The sequence below is a fragment of the Hoeflea sp. AS16 genome (assembly GCF_038900095.1).
Taxonomy (GTDB): Bacteria; Pseudomonadota; Alphaproteobacteria; order Rhizobiales; family Rhizobiaceae; genus Hoeflea.
Genome location: NZ_JBBMQQ010000001.1, coordinates 975,068 through 995,568, shown reverse-complemented (window position 1 = coordinate 995,568; position 20,501 = coordinate 975,068). Strand labels below are relative to the sequence as shown.

General features: G+C 61.6%; 13 protein-coding genes. 2 read left to right on the top strand and 11 right to left on the bottom strand.

Features of this window, described 5'->3' with window-relative positions:
- Positions 1 to 65 precede the first annotated feature (65 nt).
- The 8 genes from WNY80_RS04780 to chvE form a co-directional block, all read right to left on the bottom strand.
- The gene (locus WNY80_RS04780) at positions 66 to 968 is read right to left on the bottom strand and encodes a LysR family transcriptional regulator (RefSeq protein WP_342886177.1); all 903 of its coding nucleotides are present in this window, start codon (positions 966 to 968) and stop codon (positions 66 to 68) included.
- 205 nt (positions 969 to 1,173) lie between these two features.
- Positions 1,174 to 1,794, bottom strand: a complete 621-nt coding sequence (locus WNY80_RS04775) for a glutathione S-transferase (protein WP_342886176.1) — start codon at positions 1,792 to 1,794, stop codon at positions 1,174 to 1,176.
- A gap of 87 nt (positions 1,795 to 1,881) precedes the next feature.
- On the bottom strand, positions 1,882 to 2,799 hold the full coding sequence (locus WNY80_RS04770) for a dihydrodipicolinate synthase family protein (RefSeq protein WP_342886175.1): 918 nt from the start codon (positions 2,797 to 2,799) through the stop codon (positions 1,882 to 1,884).
- A 101-nt stretch (positions 2,800 to 2,900) separates the two neighbouring features.
- Positions 2,901 to 3,842 carry a Gfo/Idh/MocA family oxidoreductase gene (locus WNY80_RS04765; protein ID WP_342886315.1) on the bottom strand — a complete coding sequence of 314 codons (942 nt, stop codon included), beginning with the start codon at positions 3,840 to 3,842 and terminating at the stop codon, positions 2,901 to 2,903.
- Positions 3,839 to 5,581 (bottom strand): L-arabinonate dehydratase, encoded by a 1,743-nt coding sequence (gene araD / locus WNY80_RS04760; RefSeq protein ID WP_342886174.1) that lies wholly within the window; start codon positions 5,579 to 5,581, stop codon positions 3,839 to 3,841. Before araD ends, WNY80_RS04765 begins: the two co-directional genes overlap by 4 nt.
- Before the next feature lie 59 nt (positions 5,582 to 5,640).
- A complete protein-coding gene (gene mmsB, locus WNY80_RS04755) occupies positions 5,641 to 6,864 on the bottom strand; it encodes a multiple monosaccharide ABC transporter permease (RefSeq protein WP_342886173.1) in 1,224 nt (407 codons plus the stop codon).
- Positions 6,865 to 6,868: 4 nt separating this feature from the next.
- Positions 6,869 to 8,389, bottom strand: a complete 1,521-nt coding sequence (mmsA, locus tag WNY80_RS04750; RefSeq protein WP_342886172.1) for a multiple monosaccharide ABC transporter ATP-binding protein — start codon at positions 8,387 to 8,389, stop codon at positions 6,869 to 6,871.
- Between the two features lie 94 nt (positions 8,390 to 8,483).
- On the bottom strand, positions 8,484 to 9,548 hold the full coding sequence (gene chvE, locus WNY80_RS04745; RefSeq protein ID WP_342886171.1) for a multiple monosaccharide ABC transporter substrate-binding protein: 1,065 nt from the start codon (positions 9,546 to 9,548) through the stop codon (positions 8,484 to 8,486).
- Between the two features lie 165 nt (positions 9,549 to 9,713).
- On the opposite strand from chvE, the gene WNY80_RS04740 reads away from it, so the two are divergent.
- Positions 9,714 to 10,649, top strand: a complete 936-nt coding sequence (locus tag WNY80_RS04740) for a LysR family transcriptional regulator (RefSeq protein WP_342886170.1) — start codon at positions 9,714 to 9,716, stop codon at positions 10,647 to 10,649.
- A 30-nt stretch (positions 10,650 to 10,679) separates the two neighbouring features.
- Here the strand turns inward: WNY80_RS04740 and pbpC are convergent, their stop codons facing one another.
- Together pbpC and WNY80_RS04730 are read right to left on the bottom strand one after the other, a co-directional pair.
- Positions 10,680 to 12,791, bottom strand: coding sequence for a penicillin-binding protein 1C (gene pbpC, locus WNY80_RS04735; RefSeq protein ID WP_342886169.1), 2,112 nt, complete (start codon positions 12,789 to 12,791; stop codon positions 10,680 to 10,682).
- Entirely contained in the window at positions 12,788 to 18,241 is a 5,454-nt protein-coding gene (locus tag WNY80_RS04730) for an alpha-2-macroglobulin family protein (protein WP_342886168.1), read from the bottom strand. The genes pbpC and WNY80_RS04730 overlap by 4 nt, the downstream gene beginning before the upstream one ends.
- A 371-nt stretch (positions 18,242 to 18,612) precedes the next feature.
- On the opposite strand from WNY80_RS04730, the gene WNY80_RS04725 reads away from it, so the two are divergent.
- Entirely contained in the window at positions 18,613 to 18,972 is a 360-nt protein-coding gene (locus WNY80_RS04725) for a metalloregulator ArsR/SmtB family transcription factor (protein WP_342886167.1), read from the top strand.
- Positions 18,973 to 19,162: 190 nt separating this feature from the next.
- Here WNY80_RS04725 and hemA read toward each other — a convergent pair whose 3' ends face one another.
- Entirely contained in the window at positions 19,163 to 20,380 is a 1,218-nt protein-coding gene (gene hemA, locus WNY80_RS04720; RefSeq protein WP_342886166.1) for a 5-aminolevulinate synthase, read from the bottom strand.
- Positions 20,381 to 20,501 lie beyond the last annotated feature (121 nt).

Below are 20,501 nucleotides of genomic sequence, written 5' to 3'. Positions count from 1 at the left end.
CGTTATGACGGCAGCGTCGCAAGCATGCTCAATCAAATCAAATTGAAAATTCTTGGCAAAACTGATCAAATATTTTTATAGCCATGATCGCGTGCTGTGGCCAGTGCCAGCTGTCCCGCGATTTCCACGACATGGCTTTTCGGATCGCCAAGGTAGGATGCGGTAAACTGCAGCGGCGATGGCAACCAGCCGGGATCAAAGGTGCGCAGTGCACCACGCGCCACGAGTTCATGCCCCAGAATTCTGGGCAATGCCGCCACACCGAGCCCGGCCTCGACCAGTCTGAAACACGCCGACAGCGACGAGGATGAAAATATTTGCACCCGCGGCCCCACCCTTTCGAACAGGGCGCGTTTGAGCTCGCGGTAGGGACGGGTGTTGCGGGCGAACGTGATCACCGGGCGCGTGGCAATCAGCGCGCCATCGTCGTCGTCGGGGCTTCTCGTGTCCGCTGCCACGTACCAGGCCATGTCAAACCCGGGCAGGATGATGTTGCTGATCGTCGCCTCCGACACCGGACCTAGCAGGATGGCAAGGTCGATCTCCCGGTCGAGCAGCCGTTCGCGCAGATTGGTGGAGACATCGACATCAATCTCGATCTCGACCTTGGGGAACCTGTGGTGCAGCGCAGAGACAAAGTCCGGCAACCAGGATTGCGCCACGGTTTCGGCGACCCCAAGGCGAAGCTGCTGCTCTATCGCGTCGGGGGCAATGATGTTGGCGGTCACCTGTTCCGACAGATGCTCGAACTGTTCTGCATAGCGGATCAGCATTTCACCGCGCTTGGTCAGGCTCAGGCCGCCTGAGTTGCGGTAGAAAAGTTCAACCGCCAGCGAGTCCTCAAGTGACTTGATCCTTGCACTGACCGCGGGTTGGGTGATGCTCAGGCTTTGTGCCGCCTTGCGCACTCCGCCCAGGCGAACAACCTCGAGAAACGTGCGCAGCTGTTCGATATTGAGACGGGACATGAAAGGCAGCCTAGATTGCAAATTCGAAAAAAAACGTCATCGGGGACTGACGCGACGGTACGCGGCAGCGGCCGGATGTAAAAGCGCAATATCGCTTAAAAGTCGCGATTGACGTCCCCAGTGGCTGGCCACCAGCAGTCCCCCAAATCCAATTCATGGGGCATGTCTTCGTCCCTGGATCTGATCGGCTTCATCGCCCCCGGTGTCAGGAAAACAGTGTTGGCGGATCGCCTTCCTGCCATTGCGGGTATTTTTCCATGATATGGGCGAAGCGGTCGGAGACCAGGAACCGTTCGAGCCAGCCTTGCAGGCTGGGCCAGGGCTGGGTGTCAAACCAGTGCTTGTCGATGAAGGCAAACTGCCGGACGAAGGGCAGGATTGCGAAATCGGCAAGTGTTGGACGATCGAAGATCCACTCGTCAATTGCCGTATCGAGGTCGCCGAGGAACAGGGCGGCAATGTCGCGCTGCGCATCGCGGTCGACCCCGGGATAGCGGTTGGCATATTTGGTCCGGTCGAGTGCATCCTTGAAGGGACCGTCGGCGCGGGCAATCAAGTCGGCCCCCTCCTCCGGCATCTTCAACCAGCCCTCCGGATCCTTCTGACTGAGCGCCCAGATCATCACATCAAGGCTTTCGTCTATCACGCCGTCGCCGGTGACGAGACACGGCACGGTGCCGCTCGGGGATGCTGCAAGAAAGGCCGCAGGCTTGTCACGCAACAGGATCTCGCGCAACTCGACCTCGAGCCCGGCCGAGGCCACGGCCAGACGCGCACGCATGGCGTAGGGACACCGGCGGAAAGAATAGAGAACGGGCTTTTTCACGCTCCCGCTGTAGCAAACTCCGCCCGGATTTCAAATCCCGCGGCCAAGGCCTTGCGGCATAGACCGCAGGCGTGGGCCTCGTTCAGCCTATTTGCCCCATTTCAATGCCAACACATCGAGGTCTCCGGCAAGCTCCAGCAGGCGGGATCTGGTCCGTTCCGACATTGGCTTGAGCGGATGGCGGACATGATCGCTGCCAATTACGCCACCTTGCTTGAAAACCACCTTGGCCGCACGCAGTCCGCACTGCCGGTTTTCGTGGTTGATCAGCGGCAGGCATTTCTGCCATTGCGCCAGCGCCGCGCCCTTGTCGCCTGCCCTGTAGCTGGTAACGATCGGACGGATCAGTTCGGGAAACAGGGCCGATGTCATGGTCCCTGTGGCACCCGCATCAAGGTCGGCCAGCAGCGTCACCGCTTCCTCGCCGTCGAACGGTCCTTCGATATGCTCGCCGGCGGCCTCGATAAGCGCTGCCAGCTTGTCGGCGGCAAAGGGGCATTCGATCTTGAAATAGGAAACATTCTCCAGTTCCCTGGCCATGCGTGCCAGCAGATCCACCGGCATCGTCACCCCGGACAGCGGAGCGTCCTGTACCATCACCGGTATCGAGATGGCAGCATTGACCGCTTCGAAATGCTCGAAAATACCCTGCGGTGCAGGGAAAAGACCCGACCCGTGATAGGGCGGCATCATCATGATCATCGCCGCGCCCATCGCCTCGGCCGCCTTGGCGCGCTGAGTGGCGATCTCGGTCGAGAAATGGCTGGTGGTGACAATCACCGGCACCCGGCCATCCGCGTGCTCGAGGCTCAGGCGCATCAGCAGGGTGCGCTCCTCGTCCGACAGCAGGAATTGTTCGGAGTAATTGGCCAGGATGCAAATCGCATCGACGCCTTGGTCAATCATGCAGTCGATCACCCTGCGCATGCCCTCTTCATCCACCCTGCCATCGGAATGAAAGGGTGTCGGAGCCACGGGGAGAATATTGGCGAGCGGTTGCTTCATCGTTTCATCCTTTCGGGAAATGGTCTCACGGGTTTACAGCCGGGGGCGCAGGCCTGGTTGCCAAAGCTTTGGTCCCGGTTCAGCTCAATGGCTTGAACGTCTCACTCGACGAAAGGCTCGACGGTGATCCGCTTGCCCAGGAGAAATGCGTCGGCGACATGCGCCATGGGAGAAAGATCCATGTCGATGCCCCTCACCCGCACCAGCGATGCCATGTTGGCGTAGAGCCGCGGATATTCGCCGGCCAGTGCATTGTCCCCCCCGGTTGCACTTTGCGCCTCGCCATTGATCGAAAGGCTGGCGCCGCCTTCAGACAGGACCATGCTGCCCTGATCGGTTTCGATCGCAATATTCCAGAACTGGTCACCCTCCTTGCGAAAATCGAATTCGGCACCGATTTGCGCGCCCTGCGGATGGGTGAATGTCAGACTGGCGGCAATCGGGGTCTCGCAATTCTCCGGAATCAGCAATTCTGACGAAGAGATGTGGATCGGATCAGCCAGGATCTCGGTGACGATGGACAACGCGTTTATGCCCGGATCGAAAACGCCCAGGCCCCCGGCGTGCCAGATCCAGGTCTGGCCCGGATGCCATTTGCGCACGTCTTCCTTCCAGGTCACCACAAGGCTCTTGAGCGTCTTGCCGGCGAGCCAGGCCTTTGCGGGCGCGACCATTGCGGCTTCGCGCGAATGCCATGAAGCATATATCGAAACGCCGGCCGCACGCGCCAGCTCCTCGAGGGCATGGCACTCGGACAGTGTCGCGCCGGGTGGTTTTTCCAGCATCACATGCCGTCCGGCCGAAATGGCGGCCTTTGCATAGTCAAACCGCGGCACCGGTGGCATGCACAGCGAGACAACGGTGATGTCCGGTCGCGCTTTCAGCATCGCGTCAAAATCATCATACGCCTGAACACCATCGACGCTCCCGTGCCGCGACACGGTTGCGGCCAGTTCCCAGTCCGGCGACGCCATCAAGGCCGGAACATGCTGGTCGCGGGCAATCTTGCCTATGCCCGCCAGGGCGATCTTGACTGACATCAGTGCGAATCCTTTCCGACCGGAGAGCCGCGACACCCGATGAGGAAATCGAGATCCGCACCGGTGTCGGCGCCTTGCGTGTGGGTTTGGTGCAGCCAGGCATAGCCCGACGGCGCCTTTTCAATGTTCGGCTTCCAGTGCTTCAGCCGCGCTGCCAGATCTTCATCGGAAATGTCGATCCGGATGCTGCGCGCGCCGACGTCGAGTTCGATCATGTCGCCATTCTGGACAACGGCCAGAGGTCCGCCTTCTGCCGCTTCGGGCGAGGTGTGCAGGATCACCGTGCCATAGGCCGTCCCGGACATCCGCGCGTCTGAAATCCGCACCATGTCGCTGATCCCCTTTTTGAGAACCTTGGGCGGAAGCCCCATATTGCCGACCTCGGCCATGCCCGGATAACCCTTGGGGCCGCAATTTTTCAAAACCATCACGCACGTCTCGTCGATGTCGAGCGCGTCATCATTGATCTTGGCCTTGTAGTCGTCGATGTCCTCGAACACCACGGCACGGCCGCGATGCCTGAGCAGATGCGGTGACGCCGCCGATGGCTTGATCACTGCACCCCGGGGCGCGAGGTTTCCCTTCAGCACCGCAATTCCGCCCTGGGCGGTCAAGGCTTTTTCGACCGGCAGGATAACGTCTTCATTGTGGTTGACGGCAGTCTTGACCTCGTCCCACATCGATGTGCCGCTGACCGTCAGCGCATCCTTGTGCAGCAGCCCCGCCTCGCCAAGCCGCTTGAGCACCACAGGCAGGCCGCCGGCGTAGAAGAACTCTTCCATCAGGTATTCGCCCGAGGGCATCAGGTTGACGATCGTCGCCACGTCGCGCCCGCACCGGTCCCAGTCGTCGAGTGTCAGGTCGACACCAACCCGCCCGGCAATCGCCAACAGGTGAATGACGGCATTGGTCGAGCCACCAATGGCGCCATTGGTGCGGATGGCGTTCTCGAATGCCTGCTTGGTCATGACATCGGATGGCTTGAGGTCATCCTTGACCATGTCGACAATGCGCCGGCCCGACATCTGCGCCATCACCCGGCGGCGGCTGTCGACGGCAGGGATTGCGGCGTTGCCCGAAAGCGCCATGCCAAGCGCTTCCGCCATCGAGGCCATGGTTGAGGCCGTCCCCATCGTGTTGCACGATCCCGCCGAACGCGACATCGAGGCTTCTGCCTCCAGGAAATCCTCCTGTGTCATCTCGCCGGCCTTGACCGCTTCCGAGAACTTCCACAGATGCGTGCCCGACCCGACCCGCTCGCCGCGGAAATAGCCGTTGAGCATCGGACCGCCGGTCACCACGATCGACGGCAGGTCGGTTGACGCCGCGCCCATCAGCAGGCTCGGCGTGGTCTTGTCGCAACCCACCAGCAGCACCACGCCGTCCATCGGCTGGCCGCGGATGGTTTCCTCGACCGCAAGTGCCGCGAGATTGCGGAACATCATCGCTGTCGGCCGGAACGTGCTCTCGGACGCCGAAAACACCGGCACCTCGACCGGAAAACCGCCAGCCTCAAGCACACCGTTTTTCACCCGTTCCGCCAGGTCGCGCAAATGCGCGTTGCACGGGGTCAGTTCCGACCATGTGTTGAGAATGCCGATCACCGGCCGCCCGTCGAACATGTCGTGCGGGAAGCCCTGGTTCTTCATCCATCCCCGGTGATAGATCTGGTCACGCCCGGTTCCGCCGAACCATTCCTGGGACCTGAGTTTTCGCGGCCATGTAGCTGGTTTGAATGTCATTTTTGTTTCCGAAGCTGCTGCCGCCTGAACACGGCAGCAAGCAGCCTCTCCCTTCTGTATCAGCTCTGTTTGTTCTTGTTGTAGACATCGAAAATCACCGCAGCGAGCAGCACCAGGCCCTTGATCACCTGCTGGTAATCGATGCCGATACCCATGATCGACATGCCGTTGTTCATCACTCCCATGATGAAGGCGCCGACCACTGCGCCGACGATCTTGCCGACACCGCCGGACATCGACGCTCCGCCGATGAAAACTGCGGCGATCACATCAAGTTCGAACGACACACCTGCCTTCGGCGTCGCGGTGTTCAGCCTGGCCGCGAAGATCAGTCCGGCAAGCGCTGCCAGCATTCCCATGTTGACGAATGTCAGGAAGGTCAGCCGCTCGGTGCGGATGCCCGACAGCTTGGCAGCTTTTTCATTGCCGCCCAGCGCATAGATGCGCCGCCCCAGCACCGTCGATTCCGTGATGAAGGCGTAGATGATCGTCAGCACGCCCATGGTGATCAGCACATTGGGCAGGCCGCGGAAGGTGGCGAGCTTGTAGGACACGAAGACGATGGCGCCCGCCACCAGCAGGTTGCGCATGATGAAGAAGCTCATCGGTTCCGCACTCATGCCGTAGGCACGGTTGCGGTTGCGGGCGCGCAGCCCGAGCCAAACAATCAGCCCGGCGATCACAAGACCGGTCACGACCGCAAAACCGTTCATCCGCTCCACCCCGAGCATGGTTTTGACAAAGGGCAGCATGTCGGGGATGAACCCGGTCGACAGCGCCTGGAACTGGCGCGGGAAAGGCCCCACCGACTGCCCGGCAAGCAGCCACAGCGACGCACCGCGGAACACCAGCATGCCGGCAAGCGTGACGATGAAGGAGGGAATGCGCCAATAGGCGATCCAGTAGCCTTGCGCGGCCCCGATCAGGATACCCACCAGCAGGCAGCAGGGAATCGTAAGGTAGATCGACCAGTCCCAGTTCACCATCATCACCGCCGCCAGCGCACCGACGAACCCGACCACCGAACCGACCGAGAGATCGATATGCCCGGCGACGATCACCAGCAGCATGCCCAGCGCCATGATGATGATGTAGCTGTTTTGCAGGAACAGATTGGTGATGTTGACCGGCCTGAGCAGCGTCCCGTCGGTCATCACCTGGAAAAACGCCATGATGGCGATCAGTGCCAGCACCATGCCGTAGTCGCGCAAATGGCCGGCCAGATATTGTCCGGCAGACCGGCCTTGCTGTGCGACGGGTGTTTCAGCGGGTTCGCTCGCCATGGTCTTAACTCCTCACAATGAAGGACATGATGCGTTCCTGGCTCGCTTCCGCGGCGGTCAGCTCGCCCACGAGGGCGCCTTCATTCATCACGTAGATTCTGTCACACATGCCCAACAGTTCAGGCAGCTCCGATGAGATCATCAGCACGCCCTTGCCGTCGGCGACCAGCTTGTTGATGATTCCGTAGATTTCGTACTTGGCGCCAACGTCGATGCCCCGCGTCGGCTCGTCCAGGATCAGCACTTTCGGGTTGGCAAACAGCCACTTGGAAAGCACCACCTTCTGCTGGTTGCCGCCCGAGAGGTTGCCGACTTTCTGGAAGACACCGGGCGTGCGGATATTGATCGCCTTGCGGTACCCTTCGGCGACGTTGATTTCCTGTGCTTCGGAAATGACACCGAACGAGGCCACTTCCGGCAGGTTGGCCAGCGTGATGTTGCGCTGGATGGTTTCGTCGAGAACCAGGCCGAGATGCTTGCGGTCCTCGGTGACATAGGCAAGGCCTGCGGCAATCGAGCGGTCGACGGTGGAGACGTCCGCGGGCAATCCGTCAATCAGCACCTCCCCCGAGATCCGGCGGCCATAACTGCGCCCGAAAATGCTCATGGCCAGTTCGGTCCTGCCTGCGCCCATCAGTCCGGCAATGCCGACCACTTCGCCGGCGCGGACATTCAGGCTGGCATCGCGGATGACCTGCCGCTCGCTGTGTTCCGGGTGCCAGACATTCCAGTTGCGCACTTCCAGCAGCATGTCGCCGGGGTGGCTTTCGCGCTCGGGGAACCGTTGCGCCATGTCGCGGCCGACCATGTCGCGGATGATGCGGTCCTCGGTGATCTCGTCACTGCGGGCATCAAGCGTGGAGATGGTGGCGCCATCCCGGATCACGGTGACCCGGTCGGCGATGCTGCGCACCTCGTTGAGCTTGTGGCTGATGATGATCGAGGTGACGCCCTGCGCCTTGAGCTCGAGCAGCAGATCCAGCAGTGCCTGGCTGTCCTTTTCGGACAGGGCGGATGTCGGTTCGTCCAGGATAAGCAGTCGCACATCCTTGGACAGCGCCTTGGCGATTTCGACCAGTTGCTGCTTGCCTACGCCGATACGATCGACAAGTGTGCCCGGAGCTTCCGACAGCCCGACCTTCTTCAGCAGGGCTTCGGTCCGCTGGAATGTTTCATGCCAGTCAACCACCCCCCTGCTCGCGCGTTCATTGCCGATGAACAGGTTCTCGGCAATCGACAGCAGCGGCACCAGCGCCAGTTCCTGGTGAATGATGATGATGCCGACGGACTCGCTTTCGCGAATGCCCGAAAAGGCTGCAACCGAGCCGTCGTAGTGGATGTCTCCCTCGTAGGAACCTGACGGGTAAACCCCGGACAAGACCTTCATGAGGGTCGATTTGCCCGCTCCGTTTTCACCGACCAGGGCATGGATTTCGCCCTCCATGACAGTGAGGTTCACCGCATTGAGAGCCTTCACGCCCGGAAAGGTCTTGGTTATGGAGCGCATCTCCAGAAGCGGTTTCATTGCACAATCTCGGTATCGATGGAATTGGGATCAGTGTCCGGGCCATGCGGTCTTTACGCGTGGCCCGGACTGCATTCTGGCTGCTTGGGTCAGCCTACTTGATCTGATCCATCGTGTAGTAGCCCGAACCGAGAAGGATTTCCTCCCAGTTCGACTTGTCGACCGACACCGGCTCCAGCAGGTAGGATTCGACCACCTTGACGCCATTGTCGTAAGTGGTCGTGTCGTTGATTTCCGGTGTGCCGCCCTGCAGCAGCGCATCGACCATGCCGACGGTGACGCGGGCCAGTTCGCGGGTGTCCTTGAACACCGTCGAATACTGTTCGCCTGCAAGGATCGACTTGACCGACTGGACCTCGGCATCCTGCCCGGAAACGATTGGCATCTTCAGGTCGCCGGAGCCGTAACCGACGCCCTTGAGCGATGAAAGAATGCCGATCGAAAGGCCGTCATAGGGCGAAAGAACCCCGTGAACCGGCTTGTCGGTGTAGTAAGCCGACAGCAGGTTGTCCATGCGGGCCTGGGCCACGGCGCCGTCCCAGCGAAGCGTGCCAACCTTGTCCATGCCCATCTGGCCGGAGACGATCACCACCTCGCCGGAATCGATCAGCGGCTGCAGCACGCTCATCGCACCATTGTAGAAGAAGAAGGCATTGTTATCGTCGGGGGACCCGCCGAACAGTTCAACATTGTAGGGCCCGTCGCCGAAGCGCTCCTTCAGGCCCGCAACCAGCGAACTGGCCTGCTGCACGCCGACCTTGAAGTTGTCGAATGTCGCGTAGTAGTCGACATTGCCGCTCTCACGGATCAGCCGGTCATAGGCGATAACCTTGATGCCCGAAGCGGCCGCGTTTTCCAGTGCATTGGAAAGCGTCGTGCCGTCAATGGCGGCAATCACCAGAACATTGACGCCCTTGGTGATCATGTTCTCGATCTGCGCCAGCTGGTTTGGAATATCGTCCTCTGCATATTGCAGGTCGGTGGCGTAACCGGCCGCGGTGAACTGCTCGACCATCGAGTTGCCGTCAGAAATCCAGCGAGCCGATGACTTGGTCGGCATGGCAATGCCGACGGTGCCCTTGTCCTGCGCAATTGCGGGCGTCGAAATCAGACCGACGCCGAGCGCAACTGTCGCCAAAATTGATGTAAGCTTCTTCATAGAGTCCTCCCGAGACAGCGCCATGCAGCGGCTGACCTTTCCTCCGAGGTCAAGCCCTGCCAGCCATTAGGATTCATCTGAACCCGAAACCAACCTAGCGGGTCTGCAACATGCAGTTCAAATGAATAGATTGACAATCTGCATATCAAAATTGATAAGCAGAAAATGGCTTCGAAAACACGCAATCTGCAGCTGAAGGACTTCCTCCTGATCCAGGCGGTCCACGACACCGGCCAGTTGGGGCTGGCCGCAGAGCAACTGGCGCTGTCGCAGCCCGCCGCATCGCGCATGCTTGCAAATATCGAGCGGGCCGTCGGTGGTCCGGTTTTCCTGCGCCACCCCAAGGGCATGTCTCCCACACCGGTTGGCGACACCCTCATCCGCAACGGTCACAATCTGCTCAATGGTCTTGATCAGACACTCCGGGAGATCTCGTCAGTCAGCAAGGGGCTTGCCGGCACCGCGCGGGTGGGCTCGGTCACCGACGGGTCTGTCGCCTTTGTCGTGCCTGCCATCCAGGAATTGAAAAAGACAGCCATCGGCGCGGACATCCATGTCGATGTTGCGCCCAGCGATGTGCTCGTCGAGGGATTGTTTCGCGGGGAGCATGATTTCGTGCTCTCGCGGATTCCACCGGCATATGACAAGCGTCAGCTCGATGTTCGCCGTGGTCGGCACGAAGACATCTGTTTCATGATGCGGGCCGGGCATCCCTTGTCCCGCACCGCGACCGCATCCCTTCCGAGCCTTGCAGCATATGAATGGGTGATCCAGGCGCCGCACACCCCCTTGCGTCAGGCGGTGGAAGCCGTTTTCGTCTCATCCGGGACGGATCTGCCGCGCGACATCGTCAACACAACATCCATGCTGGTTATGGTCGCCTATCTTGCGTCATCGGACGCGCTTGCGCCGATCCCGCGACAGGTTGCCGATCTCTTTGTCTCCAACAACCCGGCTGCCGGACTGGCGACGGTCGAGCCGGAAGAGAAAATCCTGGTCAGCCCCTATTTCCTCATCTCGCGCAAGAACGTGATCATCAGCGCGGTGGCGGCCCGTTTGCGCGAACTTGTCTTTGCGGCAATGAACCAGCCGGCGGCCTGACGAAACCCGGGCTGATATCCCAAAACCTCGTCAATTGGCGTCAATGAAGACATTGACGCTCGCGGCCCTGCCTTCCGCGTCCATGACCGTCAGTGTCGAGGCGCCCGGACTGTCCGGCGTCCAGTTCAACACCCGTCGCCGCGTCGGTTTGGACAAGGCCCGTCCATTGGCTATCAGCCGGTAAGGCCCCGCGCCGCCCTGCAGCTTGATCACCAGCGGCATCAGCGGGCCGGAACCGCCTGAACCCAGCGCCACGCGCGCATTTTGCGGCGGATAGACGATCTGCGGCGGCAGCGAACCATCCGCCACAGTGCTGATTGCTGCATCCCGGCCCCGGTACCTTTTCAAGGCATGGGGCAAGCTGCGGCGCGATCGCACCACCAGCCCGGCAGGAGGCGCGGGAAAATCTACTCGCTCAAGCCCTGCGCGTACGAACGCCTCGAACAGCAAGGGCGCCGCAGTCTCGATTCCGGAAAGGCCGGGAACCGGCGCTGCGTCTGGCCGTCCCACCCAGACGCCCAGCACATACCGCCCGTCGAACCCGATAGCCCAGGCGTCGCGGTAGCCGTAGGATGTTCCGGTCTTGTAGGCGATGGCAACACGCGGCGCGCCCTGTGGTGCGCTCACGCCGGAGAGAATCTCGGCTACGCGCCAACTGGCGTCCGCTGCCAACACCGGCTGCTCCAGCTGCTTCGGAGCAACGGGGCCGGTGCCGTCGTTCAGCGATTGCGCCGTGCCGTTGTTGACGAAGGCGGTGTAGAGCTGCACCAGGTCGCGAAGGCTGATCCCGGCCCCGCCCAGACCGATTGCCAGCCCTGGCGCACCGCCGGGCGGCAGGTCCAGCCGGGTGCCGCCGCGCCGCAGCCGCGCCAGCAGCCGTTGTGGCCCGACCGCCTCGAGCAGGCGCACGGCCGGAACGTTCAGCGAAAACTGGAGCGCCTGGCGAATGCTGACCTCGCCCATGTAGCCGCGATCGAAATTCCGCGGCCGGTAGCCCGAGAAATCGGCAGGCGTATCGTCGATCAGCGTTTCCGGCACCACCAAAGCGTCCTCGAAGGCAAGACCATAGATGAAGGGCTTGAGCGTCGACCCGGGCGAGCGAACGGCATGGGTCATGTCGATGGCGCCTGCGCGGCCCGCATCGAGATGTCCGGTCGATCCGACACTGGCGAGAACCTCGCCGGTTCTGCCGTCGGCCAGCACCATGGCGAGCGATTGCCTGGTGCCCAGGCGCCCCGCTGTCTCCGTCGCCAGCGTTTCAAGCCGTTGCTGGATATCGGAGTCGAGGGTCAACGTGGTTGTTTGCTCATCTGATCGCTGCCGTATTGCCAGGTCAGCCGTGTGGGCCGCGAGATCGGGCATGGCGAGGCGGCGGCCCGGAACCTGTGCTGCGGAGGCACGGGCAATTTCGCTTTCGGGAATCAGCCCGGCATCCTTCATCCGGGCCAGCACCCGGTTTCGAGCCAACAGCGCTTGCGCACGCCGACGGTCAGGGCGTCTGGCCTCGGGAGATTGCGGCAAGGCCACCAGCAGTGCCGCCTGAGACAGGCTAAGCTTCCTCGGTTCCCGCCCGAACCAGGCAAGGCTCGCCGCCCGAATGCCCTCGAGGTTACCGCCATAGGGGGCCAGTGTCAGGTACAGCGATAGGATCTCGTCCTTGCCCAGCCGTCGCTCGATCTGCAGCGCGCGGGCCATTTGCCTCAGCTTGGCCGAAAGCGACCGTTCGGCCCTGGGCTCGATCAGCCGCGCCAGTTGCATGGTGATGGTCGAACCGCCCGAGACGATCCGTCCGCCATTGACAACGAATTGCACGGCGGCACGTACCAGCGCCACCGGGTCGACGCCCCAATGGGTTCTGAAACGCCGGTCCTCATAGGCAAGCAGCATGTTGATATAGTCGGGATCGACCGCATCGAGTGTAACCGGCAGCCGCCAGACGCCTTCAGGCGTGGTGTAGGCGCGCAACAGCTTCCCGTTGCGGTCCAGAACCTCGCGCGACACTTCGGCAGCCATATCCAAGGGGGGCGGATAGGCCCGGTCAGCCCGCTCCAGGCCAAACACAACCAGCCCGGCTATCAGGACGAAGCCACCCAGACCGCCGGCCGCCAGACGCCACAGCCGGGTGCGCCGCGACATCGTCATGGCGCGCCAAGCACCTCCATGAACCCGGACGCCGTGCGGGCCGCGAGTTCGGGGCGGTACATGTCCTCAACGACAGCGGCCGGATGGGTGTAGATTCCCGGCGTCACCGCACGCACCACATAGGCCGCGACAAAATCACGGTTGGACGTGGCCCCGCGGTCGAACGCAGCCATGAAGCGGTCACTGCGGAACTCGGCGTGACTGGCTGAAACCTCGCCAAGCCAGGGGAAGTTGGCGAGTTCGGCGCTGTCCACCAGCCGCGGATTGTCGATGACAAAACCGGCAGGCAGCAGGTCGGTGACAACCACCCGCGACGGCCATGCATTGGCTTCACGCATCTGCAACACCACCAGGTAACGCTCGTTCTGCCTGACCGAGGATATCGATGCGGGCTGACCGTCGAGCGTGTAGTAGCTGCGGCTGATCTGGAAGCCGGTGCCGCCGGCGCTCAAGGGTTGCGCCGGAGCCGCTATCGTCGTCACCACTGCGTCGACAGGTTCTTCGCCCTGGTTGACGATGGTCAGCGGATTGTCCCGGATCGCCTCGCCGCTCATCCGGGTCTCGTAGGCCCCGGCGAATGCCTGCCCGTTGACATTGACCGAGATCGACCGGTTGCCTGCGGAAATCGCCCGCGCGGCCAGCACCATCCAGGCATTTTCCTGAGTGCTGGTGGATTGCCGCGCGGTCTTGGCGTCAGCGACAAAGCGGATCAGTTCCGGCACGATGCCCGGTGTAGGCGTCGATTCCGCAGACAGCGCCAGCATTGCCGCCCCGTCCCGCAGCGCCGAGCCGTAGTCGTTGCGCGCGCCGATCAGGGTTGCGGTCGAGCGGGCATGTTCAAAGGCCGAGCGGAAACTTTCCGCCGCCCGTTGCGCGTCACCATAGAGCGAAAGTGCCGCCCCGATCTGCGCCCGCGCCAGCGGCTGGTCGAAGGCGTCGATCTGGCTGTCCGAATAATACCGCAGGTCGGTCGCCGCCGCCTTGCGATTGCGCGCAAGCACATACAGCGCATAGGCAATGGAGCTGCCGTCCGAGCGGACATCCGTGGTGTAGGCCAGCGTGTTCTGCAGGTTGTCGAGCGCCAGCCGGCTTGCCACAGGCGGAACCGAGAAGCCCTTCTCCATGGCCCGTGTGAGGAAATCGGTGACATAGGCATCAAGCCAGAGATCGCCCGATCCCGGCCCCCAAAGCCCGAAACTGCCCGACGCCGACTGGTAGGCGACAAGCCGCGTGATCGCGTCATTGATCCGCTTGGAGATTGTCTGCGCATCATCGCCGCCGGCCGGATCGCCAAGCTCGCTCAGATACAGAAGCGGCAACGCCCGGCTGGCGGTTTGTTCCGCGCAGCCATAGGGATAGCGGTCAAGCGCCATCAGCAACGACGCCACGTCGAACGCCGCATTTCGGGTCACGCCGACGGTCACGGACGCGCCGTCCAGCAGACTGTCGGCAAGCAATTCACCATCGATGCGCAGCGTGCCGCCACCACCCGAAAGGCTGACAACGCGTTTGGTGGTTACCGGCATGGCGCCGGGCCGCACGGTAATGGACTCCTCGCGCGCAAGCGACAGCCCGTCCGGTCCTGAAATCGCGATTGTCAGCGTGTCGGCACCGCTTGCAAGTCCCTCGAGCGGCATCACGAGGCTGCTGCGTGCCCCTGCGGGCAGGTTGAGCGTCTGGCGCAGGCCGTTGCCGCCCTGCACCCTGCCGGACGCGGTGAACAGCTCCACACCATACTCACCCGCCGGACCATCGGTGTTGGCCAGTTCGATGAGAACCTGAGAGCGGTCACCCGGTGCAAGGAATTGCGGCAGGCTCGCGGTGATGACAACCGGATCGCGCACGATCACGTCGCGTGTCGCGTGGCCCAGCGAGCTTGCGCTCCAGGCAACCGCATTGACCCGCACCGTCCCGTTGAACTGAGGCATGTCGAACGTCACGCTGGCCGTGCCGTCGGATGCGACCTGGACCGGGCCTTCGAAGAAAGCCACCAGCTTCTCGCGCGGCGGGCTGCCTTCGGACCGAATCATGGCGCCGTCGCCACCCGAGCGGATCCGTCCGGTCACGCCTGCCGAGCCGTCAATCAGGCGGCCATAGAGGTCGCGGATTTCAAGCCCCAGCGCACGTTGGCCGAAATACCAGGCCTCGGGATCGGCAACCTTGTGCCGGGTCAGGTTGAGAATGCCGACATCGACCGCGGATACTAAGACGAAAGCGTCCTCCCCCGGCGTCAGGCCGGCAATCTTGACCGGAACCGTAAACGCCCCGCGCGGTGTCGTCTGCTCAGGCAGATCGAGCGTAACCGGCAATTGCCGGCTGCCCGGATCCACCGTCAGCCATTTCACCCCGATGGCGCGTCTCGGCATGCGTGATTCTGCTTCGCCCGGACGGTAAAGTGTCGCGGTGACATAGGCGCCGGCACCCCATTCCTCGGTCACCGGTAGGTCGATGGTCGTGCCATCCGCACCCACCGAGGCGGTCACCGTTTCAATCAGCCGCTCCGAGCCGACCGTGATCAACGCCTCGCCTGCAAAGCGCGGCGATATCCGCAACTGTGCTGTTTCACCGACCTCGTACCGGTCCTTGTCCAGCGCGATTTCCAGACCGTCCGGGGTTTCGATCGATTTGGCCTCGACATACCAGCCGGCATCAAACAGCACGCTGGTTTCGATCCCGTCCGCTCCCGTCACGTCAAGGCGGTAGCGGCCCCAATCGACATTGGCAGAGATCGATGCCGGTGCATCGCTGGCGATATCGATTTCGCCATCTGCTATTTCTGTGGTGAAATCAACGACTTCATAGTTCCAGGAATTTCCCTGCCGGTACCATTGGTAATTCCGTTCAACCTTGACCAGCGACCATGAGGCACCGGGCATGGCGATGCGTGACCCGGCTGCATCCACTGCGATCAGCTGGAAACCGGCCTCGCTGTCTTCCGGAACCTGGTGATCTTCAAACAATGGCTTGATGCCGATACGCGGCCCCTCGGTAGCGACCTTGAGGTCGACCGAGCGTTCCACCGCACGGCCACCGCCTTCGGACGCACGGATCGTGACTTTCGCGGTCAGGAACTGGGTCGTGTCCGGCAACGCGCCAACGTCGATCTCAACCACGGCCTCGCCGGATTGGTCGAGCGGCGGCAAATTGTCGAGCAGGATCCGGGAGTTCTCGAATTCCTCGTCGGCCAGGCCGAATTCAAATCCCTTGTATCCGTCGAGGTTCCGGGTGCGGCTGAGCACGATTTCGCCCTCGGTGGCGAGCCCGCCGGCAGGCGCGCCATAGAGATAGCGGCCGGTTACCGCAATGTTGGCCGGTGCGGCCGGGCTCACCTCGGCATTTCCGGCATCGAGTTCGATCTCGATCCGGTCCGGCTGGAAGTCCTCGACCAGGAATGAAACCTCTGCCACCGCCGGACGCTTCGGATCGGTGTGCAGCGCCGCGCGCCAGCTGCCCTGCATGGCGTTCTCCGGCAACGCCAGCGCCAGTGCGTGGCCGCCAAGGGCAGCACCATCGGAGACCACGCGCCGGTCCTCGACGCCATCGGGGCGTTGCAGGATCAGTGTCAGCGGCAGACCGGTGAGCGCTTCTGCCTTGTCGTTTCTGGCCAGCGCTGAAAGGTGTACGGTCTCGCCAGCGCGGTAGATGCCGCGCTCGGTCCATGCCATGACATCGACACCGCCCGGCGACGAACGCCCGGCAACACCGCGATCGGACAGGTCAAAGCCGCCACGCGTCAGGTCGAGAAAGACAAAATCGCCACCCGGTCCCTTGGCAAGCAGGGCCGCCGGCGCAAGTCCCGCCTGTCCCCGAATAAGCCCCGGCTGGAACGTGGCCCGGCCATCGTCATCTGTGACGGCCTCGCCAAGGATCTCGTTGTTGCGGGCAAGCAGGGTCAGCGCAACCGAGCCAAGTGGTGTGGCCGTGTCGAGCGAGCGCAAGAACACCGACAACCCGTCTTCGCCCGCAAAGGTGCTCATCCCGATATCGGAGATCACGAACCATTGCGTGGCGCGCGAATCCCAGTTTTCGCTCTTGTCTCCGAACGGTGTGGCGGTCAGCACATATACGCCGGGCTGGCGTTCGGGCAGCAGCGTGTCGACCGGGATGCTGGTTGTCACGTCCCGGTTTGGCTCGCTGTCAATCTCGATTGAACCGTCCCAGATCGAGGCGCCGAGATCCTGCACGATCGAATCGATCGAATAGCTGTTGAGCTGCCTGAGAAAGTCCGACCGGGTTATGATTTGCGACAGTGCCCGGTCGCCGACGCGGAACAGTTTGAGATCCGCCGATGGCGCATTGATGGTAATCAGTGGAATGCCAAGCCGCGATTTTGCCGGAAGCACAAAATTCGAGCCCGTAAACCGGGCCGCCGGTGAGCGGTCGCGCACATAGACCGACAGCTCCACCGGAGCTTCCAGCACTTCACCCACGGATGAGGGCAGCCCCTGGCGCAACACCAGGCGGTAGCGTTGGCCGTGCTCCAGCCCGTTGACGCAAATCTGGCGGGTGTCTGTATCAATGGCAACGTCGTTCGCACCATCGATATTCACGAATCCGGAATAGTCCTGGCTTTTGACGAGATCTTCGGAAAACTGGACGCAAACCCGCGGCGTTTCGCTGTCCGCGTCAACCGTGTTGTCGACAACCCGGAAACCGTGTGTTGCCCGCAATTGTGTGTATGCTGCGCGGAGAGCCGGAACTTCGCGGAGATCAAGGCTTGCCCGGTAGGCAGACAGTGCCGGACGCCAGTTTTTGACGCCTGTGAATGCTTCGGCCAGGACCGCAAGCGAATCTGCACGTGCCGAAAGGCTCCGCGATGTCTGATAGGCGTTGATGGCAGAAGAAACGGAAACCGAGAGAAGGCTGCGCCGCAGATTGGCATCCTTGGGCGTATAGGCGAGTGCAGCGCGTGACAATTCCGCCCAGAGATCGCTGCGTTCGGGCGCCGTGGCCACCGCCATGGCGTAGTTGCGCACGGCGCTTTCCATGTCACCTGCCGCGATCGAGGCTTCGCCCTGCCGCATCAGGCTGGTTACGCCCGCACCGCTGCCGCTGTAGCGCGCAAGTGTCCGCTCGCGGTAGGCGCGTGCCTCGTCGAGCAACGATGCAGCGACAAAGTCGAGATCGGGGGCTGCACCGAGATCGGGTTCCCCGCCTGCCGCAACCACCCTGCCCGCAACCGCTCCGGCAAACGGGTTTATGGTGTTGTAGTCCGACTTGAGAAAGCACCAGCCGGCCTTGACGTTGTAGGTGAACGCCTTGCATTGCCGGTCACCAAGGCACTCGGCCTTGCATTCTTCCAGGCCGATATTCTGCACCGTTCGCAAATCGAAGCCGAAGTAATCTGCATTTTCAGTGGTTTCGATGCGCCGTGATCCGTCCTGCGCCATCGCTGTTGCTGGCAGGACCAGCATCAAAAGACAGACAAGCATGCGGTTGAGTGCAAACATGGAACCTCCCGCGCCCGAAGCAAAACGGGCAAATGTGAAATCTCCGGTCTCCGCTGCCGCCGGTCGCATTGATCGTGCAGATACGGCAGATTTTTCTTGTCAGAGTAGGACCGGAGCATGGCTCCGGGCAAGGATTTTCCATCCATGACAGCGGAATTGAAGCCCTGCCCGAAGCCAACGGGAGGAAATTGACCCTGATTGTTGCAATGCGTTGTGCAATTAAGCTAGGAAGAATATGCATCTTGGAAATTGCATTTGTCGCGCGAGGCCAACGTCCTGCTGGCAAGACACTCCGGCTACCTGCCAGCAACGCCCTTTTCCAGATGGCATATGCACTATATACTGTTCATCATCCATCGAGCTCGCATCACATGACATTGCCTCAGATCAAGACCAATATGAACCAGGAAGAAATGAACCTCCTGCTTGTTCAGGCGCGCAAGGCCAGCGACCTGCTGAAATCGCTCAGCCACGAGACCCGGCTGATGATTCTTTGCATCCTGTCTGAAGGCGAGAAGTCGGTTTCCGAGCTTGAGGAAATTCTCGCCATGCCACAGGCCGCGGTATCGCAGCAGCTGGCTCGGCTGCGTCTCGACGGCCTTGTCGACACCCGGCGCGAAGGCCGGATGATCTATTATTCGATCCTCAATCACGAGGTCTCGTCAGTCATCGGAACGCTGTATTCGCTGTTTTGCGCCCCTGTGCGGGACGAGGCCGACCAGACCGGCTGACCGACTTCCGGGATATCGCAATCCGGCGGACATATACCGGGTCATCGTTGCCAGATCGATTGTCACCAGGCCCGTCAATTACCTGCCATCGAAACGAAACGAACCTGATCAGCATCACTGACCAGGTTCGCAAAATGCATTCATTTCAAAAAGGCAGAATCCGGGTTCAAGGCTTCAGGCGGCGGTCAGCCTATGCGACCGCCCGCGCCAGAGCGCATTGCGACCACAGCTCGCTCAGCGCACCTGCAAGATGCTTGATGTCCGCATCGCTGTGCATCGGCGTCGGCGTGATCCGCAGACGCTCGGTCTTCACCGGCACCGTCGGGTAGTTGATCGGCTGCACGTAAATGCCGTGGTTATCCATCATCACGTCGGAAATCCATTTGCACTTCGACGCGTTGCCCACCATAACCGGCACGATATGGCTCGGGTTTTCCATGTGCGGAATGCCATGTGCGTCAAGCGCGCGTCGCACTTTGGCGACCGCATCCTGATGCCGCCGGCGTTCCAGCTGGCTTGCCTTGAGGTGGCGGATCGAGGCTGCGGCACCTGCGGCGAGCGCAGGCGGAAGCGCTGTGGTGAAGATGAAGCCGGATGCGAAGCTGCGCACGAAATCGCACAAGTGGCGCGATCCGGTAATGTAACCACCCATCACGCCAAAGGCCTTGCCGAGCGTGCCTTCGATCACGGTCAGGCGATCCATGATGCCTTCGCGCTCGGCGATGCCGCCGCCGCGCGGGCCGTACATCCCAACCGCATGAACTTCATCGAGATAGGTCATAGCGCCGAATTCGTCGGCCACATCGCACAGCGCCGCGATCGGGGCCACGTCGCCGTCCATCGAGTAGACGCTCTCGAATGCCACCATTTTCGGCGCAGCCGGATCGTCCAGGGCCATCAGCCGGCGCAGGTCTTCCGGGTCATTGTGCTTGAAGACCCGCTTCTCGCAACGCGAGTGGCGAATGCCCTCGATCATCGAGGCGTGGTTGAGCGCATCTGAATAGACGATCAGGCCGGGAATTTTCCCTGCCAGTGTCCCCAGCGCTGCCCAGTTGGAAACGTAGCCTGACGTGAAAATCAGGGCGTCTTCCTTGCCGTGCAGATCGGCCAGTTCGTTTTCCAGAAGCACATGGTAGTGATTCGTGCCGGAAATGTTGCGGGTCCCGCCAGCGCCTGCGCCACAGCGATCAATGGCTTCTTTCATCGCTTCGGTGACCAGTGGATTTTGACCCATGCCCAGATAATCGTTGGAACACCAGACAGTTACGTCCTGCGTAGAACCATCGGCGCGATAACGGGTTGCCCGCGGAAAACCGCCGGCCTTACGTTCGATATCGGCAAACACCCGGTAGTTGCCCGCCTTGTGCAGGCCACCAAGCTTGTCTTCGAAGAACGCTTCAAAATCCATTGTATTATTCCTATGTGTCACTTCCAAGATGCGAAACATCGCCGCCTTCGTCAACCCGAAAATCAAATAATCAAAGGCAGTCATATGGTCGCACGGGCTGAACCGGCGTTTCCTTGTCCTA

Bases quoted from the DNA above. Each gene is read 5' to 3' on its own strand.
- WNY80_RS04780 (WP_342886177.1), bottom strand. From the start codon at position 968: ATGTCCCGTCTCAATATCGAACAGCTGCGCACGTTTCTCGAGGTTGTT.
- WNY80_RS04770 (WP_342886175.1), bottom strand. From the start codon at position 2,799: ATGAAGCAACCGCTCGCCAATATTCTCCCCGTGGCTCCGACACCCTTT.
- araD (WP_342886174.1), bottom strand. From the start codon at position 5,581: ATGACATTCAAACCAGCTACATGGCCGCGAAAACTCAGGTCCCAGGAA.
- mmsB (WP_342886173.1), bottom strand. From the start codon at position 6,864: ATGGCGAGCGAACCCGCTGAAACACCCGTCGCACAGCAAGGCCGGTCT.
- mmsA (WP_342886172.1), bottom strand. From the start codon at position 8,389: ATGAAACCGCTTCTGGAGATGCGCTCCATAACCAAGACCTTTCCGGGC.
- chvE (WP_342886171.1), bottom strand. From the start codon at position 9,548: ATGAAGAAGCTTACATCAATTTTGGCGACAGTTGCGCTCGGCGTCGGT.
- WNY80_RS04740 (WP_342886170.1), top strand. From the start codon at position 9,714: ATGGCTTCGAAAACACGCAATCTGCAGCTGAAGGACTTCCTCCTGATC.
- pbpC (WP_342886169.1), bottom strand. From the start codon at position 12,791: ATGACGATGTCGCGGCGCACCCGGCTGTGGCGTCTGGCGGCCGGCGGT.
- WNY80_RS04730 (WP_342886168.1), bottom strand. From the start codon at position 18,241: ATGTTTGCACTCAACCGCATGCTTGTCTGTCTTTTGATGCTGGTCCTG.
- WNY80_RS04725 (WP_342886167.1), top strand. From the start codon at position 18,613: ATGACATTGCCTCAGATCAAGACCAATATGAACCAGGAAGAAATGAAC.
- hemA (WP_342886166.1), bottom strand. From the start codon at position 20,380: ATGGATTTTGAAGCGTTCTTCGAAGACAAGCTTGGTGGCCTGCACAAG.